We start from the raw sequence: 9,537 nt of genomic DNA on the forward strand, positions 1-9,537 counted from the left end.
TGCTGGCCCTGATCGAAAGTGGCATTCGCCTGCGCAGCCGGCTGCGCATGCTGGCCGGCGCGCTCGGCATCGCCATCCTCGTCATCGCGACGCTGGTGCCCTCCTTCGCGCGCTCCGGCACACGCGTTGTCGTTGGTGCCAAAACCTTTACCGAGCAATATGTGCTGGCGGCGCTGATGTCGCAGCGCCTGCAGGCGGCGGGGCTGGCGAGCACGACGCGGCAGGGTCTCGGCTCCAGCGTCATCTATGATGCGCTCGCCTCGAATGATATAGACGTCTACATCGATTATTCCGGCACGCTGTGGGCCAACCAGTTTCACCACAATGAGATCAAGCCGCCGGCGCAGCTCATCGCCGAGCTGACAGGCGAGCTCGCGCGGTCCAAGGTGACATTGTTGGGCGAACTCGGCTTCGCCAACGCCTATGCTCTGGTGATGCCGCGCGCGCGTGCGGATGCGCTGGGAATTCGCTCGATCGCGGATCTCGCGGCCCACGCGGGCTCGCTGTCGATCGCCGGCGACTACGAATTCTTCTCGCGGCCGGAATGGGCCGGGCTGCGCCAGGCTTACAGCCTCGCATTTCGCAGCCAGCGCACCTTGCAGCCGGATTTCATGTATGCCGCGGTCGCGTCCGGCGAAGTCGACGTGATCGCCGGCTACACCTCGGACGGGCTGATCGCGAAATACGATCTGGTGGCGCTGGAGGATCCGAAGCAAGCGATCCCGCCCTATGATGCGGTGCTGCTGCTATCGCCACGGCGCGCCGACGACAAAGCGTTGCGCGCGGCGCTTTCGCCGCTGCTCGGCAGGATCGACATCGCCGCGATGCGCGAGGCCAATCTGCGCGCCGCCGGCGGCGACGGCACGAGTTCGCCGGATGCGGTGGCGCGCTGGCTATGGCAGCGCATCGCGCCGCGCTGAGCCGCTTACCCCTTGAAATCCTGCGGCGTGAAGCCGATGTCGAGCACCCGCCATTCCTGATACTTGTCCGAAGGCAGCATGGTATAGGGCTGGCAGTCCTGCAGCGCCTTGATCGCCGCCTGCATCAGCAGCGGGCCCTTGGTCGAGGCGCTGGCCTCGATCAGCGCCGGCGGCGACGCCAGCCGGCCGTCCGGGGTCAGCGCGATCCGCATCACGATCCGCACCTTGTCGCTCGGCGCCACCGCGCCGGGCAATGCCGCGCAAGTGCGCAGATGGGCGCGCAGCTTCTCGGTGTCGGAGGCGGCGATATTGGCGCCCTCCGCGGCCTCGCCGCCGACCTCCTTGCCGATCGCCTCCGCCGGCAGCCCGAGCATGACGTGAAACCGTTCGGTGACGTCGGGCGGCTGCGGCGCCGCCATCGGCGCCGGCCAGGCCGGCTGCGGCGCCGGTTGCTGCTGCGCAGATTGTTGCGCGGGCTGTTCGGCTGGCTGCGGCGTCGCGGTTTTGTCCGACGCGGCGGTCTGCTGCGCCTTCGCCGCGGCCGCCTGCGACGGTGATGGCGGTGGGGCCGACGCCTGCGGCTGCGGTGGCGCCGCGTCGTCGAGCGACGGCAGCGGCGGCGTCACCTCGGGCGGCTTGACCTCGTCGGCCGGCACCAGTTCGACGGTGATGGCGTCGGAACTCACCGACTCGTAAGGGTACACCCCGGCCAGCAACAAAAGCGCCAACACCACGACGTGGCCGGCGACGGAGGCGGCGGCGCCAAGGCGCATGAGCAGCGAAGAGTCCATAACCCGGTCTGATCCAACGCAAGGCAGCGTCCAGCGCGGCGCCCGGGTATGATCTTAAAGCCTCGCTGAAAAAGCAGCGAGCAAATTCAGTGTCATTGCGAGCCGAGGCCGGCGCGCAACGCCGGCCGAACCGCGAAGCAGTCCAGGGGCGGCACGCGTGGCCCTGGATTGCTTGGTCGCAAGAGCTCCTCGCAATGACGGAGTTGGGCTGCTGATTGCTTCGTTACAGATTCTTGATCAGCCCGGCGTCGATCAATAGCCGGTTGAAGCGCCGCGCCTCGGCGCCGTCGCCGCAGCCATAGAACAACCCGCGGCAACGCAGCATGATGGCCTTCTGCTCCGCGAAGGACGGATCGAGCGGCAGCCCCGCCGCCTCCTGGATCACCAGCGGCAGATAGGCGGCGTCGATCGTGTCCATGATCGCCGGACTGTCGACCGGCTGGAAGTTCAGCGCGTCGATCGCGTAGTAGGTGGCGTAGTAGCGCGGATCATAGGCCATCAGCTTCTTGCCGATGCCGGCCTCGTCGAGTTCGGGATCGAGCAGTTGCGGCGAGAATTCCGGCTGGTGATCGCCGAACCGCACGATCAGGAACGGCTGCGCCGGATATTGCTTCTTCAAGCGCGCCAGGAACGCGGCGTAGTCGGTGACGCTCAAGGCCTGACGGCGCAGATATTCCTCGACCACCGGGGCGTTGCCGAGATTGCGCCAATCCGGCGTCAGCTCGGGGCGGAATTTAGTCTGCCAGGGGAAATGATTGGCGGCAAGATAGACGAACATGAAGAACGGCTGCTGGGCGCCCCGCTGTGGCATCAGCCCGAGCGCCTTGTCGTAGAAGAAGCGATCCGGCTCGACACGGCTGGAGCCGAGATCATGGGCGTCGAAGAACCGCTGCATCCCGGTGGTGGTCTGGAAATTGCGCGCGCTCATGAAGGCGCCGTTGGCCGGATACAGCGCCGTCGTGGTGTAGCCGCAGCGGCGCAGCGCCAGCGGCAAGCCGCGCTCCACCCGTCTCGATGCGATCCGGGTGACGAAGTAAGCGAAGCGGCCGAACGAGCGCGACGACAGTCCGGCCAGCACGTTGTATTCGGTGAACCAGCTCGGCCCGCCATTGCTCTCGGCGAGAAATTTGCGCGCCTGGCCGTCGAACGATTTGAAGTGCGCGCCGTAGCCTGCCGGCACTTTGACCTGCGCCGCGGCGCGGATGTCGAACGAGGATTCGTCGTGGATCATGATGATGTTGGGCCGCCGCCCCGCCGGATGGCAGGCCTGCTCCAGCGGCAGCTTCAGCTGATCGGCGACCACCGCGTCGGACTCCATGAAGCCGTAGTTGAAGAAATCCGACACCGCGGTCACTCCGGAGCGGGCGAATTTCGACAGATAGCCGTCGTCGTAATAGCTGCGCCAGGCCTCGTCCGGCCAGGCCGTCGCGTAGCCGACCAGGCCCGCCAGGAACAGCATCGCGGCCGCCAGCGCCGGCTGGCGGCGGATCCGAAACGGGTCGAGCCACCACAGCGCGTACATCAGAGGAATGGTCAGCAGTGCAGCGCCGATCGCCGACCAGCGCAGATCCGGAAAGATCGTGAACAGGAACGCCACGGTGTCGCGGTCGATCACCATCAGGTCGACGAAGTTGGCGGTCATCTGCACGATGTCATGCTTCAGCCGCGACAGCAGCACCAGCAACACCACCATGGTCAGCGACAACGCACCGGACAAAGCCGGCCGACGCAGCGCCGCGATCCAGCCGCAGTTGATCAGTCCCCAGGCCAGCAGGAAGCCGAGCCGGCCGTTGAGGTCGGTTTCGCTGTGCAGCATCAGCGCCAATGCGGCGAGATGCGGCGGCACCACCGCCAGCATCCGCCACACGCTGACCGACGTTGCGGTCGCCGCATTCACCGATGGCACTGGGTTGGGCGGCAGCCCCATCACGGGACACACCTGGCGCGGCGGGGCTCTCTGGCCCTGGCTGGCGGTGACCAGGGGGCGGACGACGCAGCCGGCTGACGCATCGCGTCATCAAAGCGTAATTGAAGCGTCACAAAGGCGCAATCAATTTACAGAAGTCACACAGGCTCACGGCGGCCGAGCGCGGCGGCCGGTGCTGTGCTGCAACACAGCGCGACTACTTCGCCGGCAGCAACCCCAGACTCTTGGCGACGATGTTGTCGACCGTGCGCTTCGGCAGGATGTTGGTGATGAAATTGCGCAGCGGATCCGGCGTCAAGGTGACGCGCGCCCGCGGATGCGCCGCGGTCAAGGCGGTGAGAATGCCATCGGCGATCCGCTCCGCCGGCAGGCCCTTGGCGGCCATCTTCGGCAGATAGCTGCGCACCCGCTGCAACGCCGGAAAGAACGGCGAGGACTGATAGCCGGAAATATCCACCTCGTCGGCCTTGGCCCAGATCGGGGTCTTCACCGCGCCCGGCGCGATCACGATGACGTCGATGCCGAACAGCATCAGCTCGCGGCGCAGCGCGTCGGACAGCCCCTCGATGGCGTGCTTGGAGGCCGAATAGGCCGACATCAAGGGATTGCCGAATTTACCGGCCAATGAGCTGATCATCACGATGCGGCCGCGCGGCCCCTGAAGATGCGGATCGGCGCCGAGCAGCGGCGCGAACGCCTGGGTGGCGAGGATCGGCCCGATCACGTTGACCTCGAACTGATAGCGGAACTCGGCGATCGGCAATTCCAGCACCGGCCCGGCCACCGCGATGCCGGCATTGTTGACCAGGCCGGCCAAGATCTCGCCGCGCAGCGCGGTGCGCACCTCGCGCGCCGCCGCCTTCACCGCCTCCTCGTCGGTGACGTCGAAGATCAGCGGCGTGAAATGCTCGCCAAACTCGGCCTTGAGCCGCAGGGCGTCAGCCTCCTTGCGCACGCTGCCGAACACCGCAAAGCCGCGCGCCAAAAGCAGCTTGGCCGCTGCGTGGCCGATGCCGGTGGATACGCCAGTGATGACGATGGATCGCATGGGAGCCTCCTGCCGTGATCGCCGCTGTCAGACGCTAGCTTGGATCGGCCCCCGCGGTCGAGAGCCACCAGCCGTCACCGGCATACCAGCAGCTGTCATCACTCGCCGCGTCGATGCGAAACGCCCGCACTTGGTCCCAGCCGCCGGCAAACGCCGCGGCGAGCCTGAGCCCGGCGTCGGGGACCTGCGGGCCGATGCAATCGACGAAGGCGGCGCGCGAGACGAATCTAGCCGGCCACGCTACGCCCTGCGCCGGCCGCTCGATCAGCAACATGCCGCCGACCCCGCCCGGCGGCTGCAGCGGAAACAACAGCCGCCCGCCGGGCCGCAACGCATCGATCCACGCCCAGCTCGGCTGGGTGATGCCGGCACAGACATAGACCGCGTCGACCTTCTGCAGATCGTCGGTGATGCCGCTGCGGCCGTAGAGCTCGACCTGCGGCCATGCCGTCAAATTGCCGCGGGCCCGTCCGGCAAGCGCTGGATCGATCTCATAGGCGAACACCCGGCCCGCCTCACCGACCAGATGAGCCAGGATCGCGGTGTAGTAGCCGGCGCCGGCGCCGACCTGCAGCACCCGCTCGCCCGGCCGCAGATCGATCGCCCCGAGCCACAGCGCGTGGGCGCTCGGCATTCCGATATTGATGTTGCGCGCGGCGACCAGCGCCAGCAGCGCGTCCTGGTACAGGAATGCCGGATCAGCGTCGGGCGTCTGTACATAGTCCTTGCCGAGGCCCTTGAGCAGCCAGGGACCGGGACCCGCGAACGGCTCGCGCGGCACGGCAGCGAACGCGTCCCGGATCCGCGCGCCGCGGTGGCCGGCGATCAATTCGGCATAGAACGTCCTGAACTTGCCCGATCGATGCCCGGTCATCGGCCTGCCCTGTTGCTGCAGACTACCTGCATCATTTTGACAAGCAAGTCGCAACGCGCCAAAGAAAAACGGGACCGCATCGCTGCGATCCCGTTGGCTGAGAGTGCTGTTTTCGAGGTCATTCGGAGGTGCGACGCCGCGCTTGCGGCGAGCCTCGCAGGATGACCGGGCCGCGCGGCCGCCGCGCATCCTTCGAGACACCCGGCTTCGCGCTGCGCGCTTCGCCGGGTTCCTCAGGATGACGGCGGCGAGCCTCGAAGGATGACGGCGCGTGGTGAAGCGGCCCGAGTGCCGCCCCTACCCCAGCGTGGTGTTCAGCACCTGCGAGAAGGCGTCGTCGGTGCGGTCGAGCCGCAGCGGCGTCACCGAGACGTAGCCCGCGGCGAGCGCGGCGAGATCGGTGCCCTCGGCCGGGGTGTCGACCACCGCGATGCGCTCGAAGCCGATCCAGAAATACGGATTGCCGCGGCCGTCGCGGCGCTCGTCGACCCGCAGGAAGCCTTGGTTGCGCTTGCCCTGCCGCGTCACCTGCACGCCCGCCACCTGCTCCGGCGCCCGCGCCGGGAAGTTGATGTTGATCACGGTGTTCTTCGGCACGCCCTGTGCGATGATCTTGCGCAGAATCGCCGGGCCATGCGCCAGCGCGGTCTGCCACAGCGGCACGCCCTTATTGTCCATCGAGAATTCCTGCGACAGCGCGAACGACGGAAAGCCCAGAATGCTGCCTTCCAAGGCGCCGGCGATGGTGCCGGAATAGACCACGTCCTCGGCGACGTTGCGGCCCTTGTTGACGCCGGACAGCACCAGATCCGGCCCGTTGTCGCCGAGAATGTGCCGCGCCCCCATGATCACGCAGTCGGTCGGCGTGCCGCGCACCGCGAAATGCCGCGGCCCGATTTCGCGCAGCCGCAACGGATCGTTCAGCGACAGCGAATGCGACACCCCGGACTGGTCGAGCTCCGGCGCCACCACCCAGACGTCGTCGGACAGTTCGCGCGCGATCTGTTCGACGATCTTCAGCCCCGGCGCGTGGATGCCGTCGTCATTGGTGCACAGAATCCGCATGCGCTGAATTGCCTTCTTCACTGCCGGGGTGGATGGCGGAGCGGACTTTTGCCAGCCTGCGGCGGTTTTACCAACCGTTTTTTGGCATTGCCGCGACGGCACGGCGCCGCGCCGGCTATCGCCAGTCCCCCGGAACCTTCGCGCGCGAACGCCGTTTTCCGGCGATCAAAACTCAATCGCCGCGCCAGGCGGCGGAGCGGGTGGCGGACATGGCGATGACGCGCGCGCGATCGGCGATCGTTGCAGGCTTGCTGGTGCTGGCGGGGCTCGGCGTCTATCTGCTGGCCGCGCTGCGCAACCCGGCCGAGCCGGTCGGCCTCGCCGACGCGGCGCCGGCAGCCGCCGAAGACGATTCTTCCAATCCGCAGGACCCGCCGGGGTCCGTCGCGCCGAGTGCCGCGACCCGCAACGCCCAGGCGATGCTGCCCGCTGCGACGGCGCCGCTGAAGCGCATCAGCCTCGGCCGGCAATCCTGGAAGCGCGGCGGCATGGGCTCGCAGGCGCTGGCGACCTTCACGGTGCGCAACCGCAATCGCTTCCCGATCAAGGATCTGGAGATCCTCTGCGCGTTCCGCAGCGAGGACGGCAGCTACGCCACGCAGCGCCGCCGGGTGCTGCACGACGTCGTCAACACCCGCAGCAAAAAAACCTTCACCGACACCCTGGTCGGCCACGTCAATCTCAACGCCTCCTACGGCAAATGCAGCCTGCTCGGCGCCGCGCGGGCGTGAGTTGAATGGCCGATGTTGCGTAGCGCGCGCAATCCATAGAACGCCGTCATCCCGGGGCACGAGTGGCGTGAGCTGCGAGTGAACCCAAGATCCATACCCCCTGCAGGGGTTATCGATTCCGGACTTGCTCGTTCCAACGAACTCGCAATCCGGAATGACGACTTCTTTATTGCCGCACTTCATCCGATGCGCAGCACGTGCTACGGCTCAGCCGTTGCTGATCACTTTCACCCCGCCCATATAGGGCTGCAGCACGGTGGGCACCGCGATCGAGCCGTCCTCCTGCTGATAGTTCTCGATCACCGCGATCAGCGCGCGGCCGACCGCCGTTCCCGAGCCGTTCAGCGTATGGACGAAGCGCGGCTTGCCGTCCGGGCCGCGCGAGCGCGCGTCCATCCGCCTCGCCTGGAAATCGCCGCATATCGAGCACGACGAGATTTCGCGATACGCCCCGCCCTCGCCTTGGCTTGATAGTTGTCCTGGCATCCAGACTTCGATGTCGTAGGTCTTCTGCGAGGCAAAGCCCATGTCGCCGGTGCACAGCGTCATCACCCGGTAATGCAATTCGAGACGGCGCAGCACTTCCTCGGCGCAGGCCAGCATGCGCTCATGCTCGTCGCGGGATTGCTCCGGCGTCGTCACCGAGACCAGTTCGACCTTGGTGAACTGATGCTGCCGGATCATGCCGCGGGTGTCGCGCCCGGCGGCGCCGGCCTCGGCGCGGAAGCACTGCGTCAGCGCGGTCATCCGTAGCGGCAGTTCCTTTTCGTCGAGGATAGATTCGCGCACCAGGTTGGTCAGCGGCACTTCGGCGGTGGGGATGAGCCAGAGACGCGGCGGGACGCCCGCGTGATGGGCAATACGTGCTCGGGCATACTCGGCCCGGAAAAAATCAATCCAAATCCGCGGTTCTTCCTCAGAGTCTTTCGCAGCTTGGTACGCCCGGAACGCCTTTATCAGATTGGGATTCCCACTTCCTTTCGCGTACTCCTCCTCCTCCTCGTCAGTAGAAAACCACTCGATGGCTGCAGCTTGTTGCCTAGTATCGATATCCGATATGCGCCCTGCAAAGAATTGGTCGTCCTCAAACTTCGGCAACTGCGCCGTCCCAAACATCGCCTCATCTTTGACGAGCAGCGGCGGGTTGACTTCGGTGTAGCCGTGCTCCTCGGTGTGGACGTCGAGAAAGAACTGCCCGATCGCGCGCTCGAGCCGCGCCAGGCCCTTCTTCAGCACCACGAAACGCGCGCCGGACAACTTCGCCGCGGCTTCAAAGTCCATCTGCTGCAAGGCTTCGCCGAGCTCGTAATGCGGCTTCGGCGTGAAGGCGTAACTGCGCTTCACCCCGTAATGGCTGCGCACCACATTGTCGTGCTCATCCTTGCCTTCCGGCACGTCGGCGAGCGGAAGGTTTGGTATCCCTTCAAGTCTTAGACGGAATTGAACATCGATCTCTTTCTCTTCCGCTTCCAAGCTCGCAATTGAAGCTTTGCACTCAGCAACCTCAAGTTTCAGCGTGGCCGCGGCTCCGAGATCGTTAGCCTTCATTGCCTGATGGATTTTGTCGGAGGCGACCTTTCGCTGGTTTCTCTTGCTCTCGAGAACTCTAATGATCGCCAGCCGGCGCTCATTGGTCGTCGCCAACCATGTTGCCTCGTCCTTAAGTCCCCGCCGTCTCAGGCCGTCGTCGAAGGCTTGCGGATTGTCGCGGATCGCTCTGATGTCGTGCATGGGTCGGGTCCTGGGCGGCTGGCTTTGGCCATTTGCATGAATGCAAACGTCGGCGCGGCTCAGTACCCCGAATGCGCGGCTTTTGGAACATCAAACGGCGCAGCACCCGCGTGAGGCGCAACAAGGTCGGCGTGAGGCGCAGCATTGATTTGAGTCGTCATCCTGGGGCGTATTCTGACGCTCATCACCCCCGGCGTCGTCATCCTGAGGCGCCCGAGCAACGCGAGGGCCTCGAAGGATGCGGCTCCGAAGATTGCGACCGCCCTCTGCCCGCGGCCATCCTTCGAGATACCCGGCTTCGCTCTTCGAGCTACGCCGGGTTCCTCAGCGACTGTCTTGGTTGTCAAGCGTTTTGCCATGGCTGATTGTCCCGCAGGATTGCGTTGAGGGTGGTGAGGAGCTTTCGGGCGACGGCGATCAGGGCGACCATTTTGGGCTTACCAGCGCTGA

Annotated in this window: 8 protein-coding genes and 1 pseudogene; 2 read left to right on the plus strand and 7 right to left on the minus strand. The window is 66.0% G+C overall.

Annotation, left to right across the window (positions count from 1 at the left end):
- Positions 1-920 (plus strand): glycine betaine ABC transporter substrate-binding protein (locus tag VGC77_RS10285; protein ID WP_331171472.1); only part of this gene is annotated, 920 nt, incomplete at its 5' end.
- Between the two features lie 5 nt (positions 921-925).
- Here VGC77_RS10285 and VGC77_RS10290 read toward each other — a convergent pair.
- From VGC77_RS10290 to surE, 5 genes are all read right to left on the minus strand, one after another.
- Positions 926-1,693: a hypothetical protein gene (locus VGC77_RS10290; RefSeq protein WP_331171473.1), complete on the minus strand. Its 768-nt coding sequence runs from the start codon at positions 1,691-1,693 to the stop codon at positions 926-928.
- Positions 1,694-1,934: 241 nt separating this feature from the next.
- Positions 1,935-3,638, minus strand: coding sequence for a sulfatase-like hydrolase/transferase (locus tag VGC77_RS10295; RefSeq protein WP_331171479.1), 1,704 nt, complete (start codon positions 3,636-3,638; stop codon positions 1,935-1,937).
- Positions 3,639-3,834: 196 nt separating this feature from the next.
- Positions 3,835-4,686 (minus strand): SDR family oxidoreductase, encoded by an 852-nt coding sequence (locus VGC77_RS10300; RefSeq protein ID WP_331171474.1) that lies wholly within the window; start codon positions 4,684-4,686, stop codon positions 3,835-3,837.
- Between the two features lie 34 nt (positions 4,687-4,720).
- Positions 4,721-5,560, minus strand: coding sequence for a methyltransferase (locus VGC77_RS10305; RefSeq protein WP_331171475.1), 840 nt, complete (start codon positions 5,558-5,560; stop codon positions 4,721-4,723).
- A 297-nt stretch (positions 5,561-5,857) separates the two neighbouring features.
- The gene (gene surE, locus VGC77_RS10310) at positions 5,858-6,625 is read right to left on the minus strand and encodes a 5'/3'-nucleotidase SurE (protein ID WP_331171476.1); all 768 of its coding nucleotides are present in this window, start codon (positions 6,623-6,625) and stop codon (positions 5,858-5,860) included.
- Positions 6,626-6,834: 209 nt separating this feature from the next.
- Between surE and VGC77_RS10315 the strand changes: the two genes are divergently transcribed.
- Complete coding sequence (locus VGC77_RS10315) at positions 6,835-7,356, plus strand: hypothetical protein (protein WP_331171477.1); 522 nt, start codon at positions 6,835-6,837, stop codon at positions 7,354-7,356.
- A 207-nt stretch (positions 7,357-7,563) separates the two neighbouring features.
- Here the strand turns inward: VGC77_RS10315 and serS are convergent, their stop codons facing one another.
- Both serS and VGC77_RS10325 read right to left on the minus strand, forming a co-directional pair.
- Positions 7,564-9,087, minus strand: a complete 1,524-nt coding sequence (gene serS / locus VGC77_RS10320) for a serine--tRNA ligase (RefSeq protein WP_331171478.1) — start codon at positions 9,085-9,087, stop codon at positions 7,564-7,566.
- Between the two features lie 343 nt (positions 9,088-9,430).
- Positions 9,431-9,537: pseudogene (locus VGC77_RS10325) on the minus strand (IS110 family transposase); the annotation flags it as partial.

Origin of the sequence: Rhodopseudomonas sp. (genome assembly GCF_036404135.1) — a bacterium.
Lineage (GTDB): Bacteria > Pseudomonadota > Alphaproteobacteria > Rhizobiales > Xanthobacteraceae > Rhodopseudomonas_A.

What these genes read in the sequence shown, in the direction of transcription:
- VGC77_RS10290 (WP_331171473.1), bottom strand. Translation starts at nt 1,693, where the DNA reads ATGCGCCTTGGCGCCGCCGCCTCCGTCGCCGGCCACGTCGTGGTGTTG.
- VGC77_RS10295 (WP_331171479.1), bottom strand. Translation starts at nt 3,638, where the DNA reads ATGGGGCTGCCGCCCAACCCAGTGCCATCGGTGAATGCGGCGACCGCA.
- VGC77_RS10300 (WP_331171474.1), bottom strand. Translation starts at nt 4,686, where the DNA reads ATGCGATCCATCGTCATCACTGGCGTATCCACCGGCATCGGCCACGCA.
- VGC77_RS10305 (WP_331171475.1), bottom strand. Translation starts at nt 5,560, where the DNA reads ATGACCGGGCATCGATCGGGCAAGTTCAGGACGTTCTATGCCGAATTG.
- surE (WP_331171476.1), bottom strand. Translation starts at nt 6,625, where the DNA reads ATGCGGATTCTGTGCACCAATGACGACGGCATCCACGCGCCGGGGCTG.
- VGC77_RS10315 (WP_331171477.1), top strand. Translation starts at nt 6,835, where the DNA reads ATGGCGATGACGCGCGCGCGATCGGCGATCGTTGCAGGCTTGCTGGTG.
- serS (WP_331171478.1), bottom strand. Translation starts at nt 9,087, where the DNA reads ATGCACGACATCAGAGCGATCCGCGACAATCCGCAAGCCTTCGACGAC.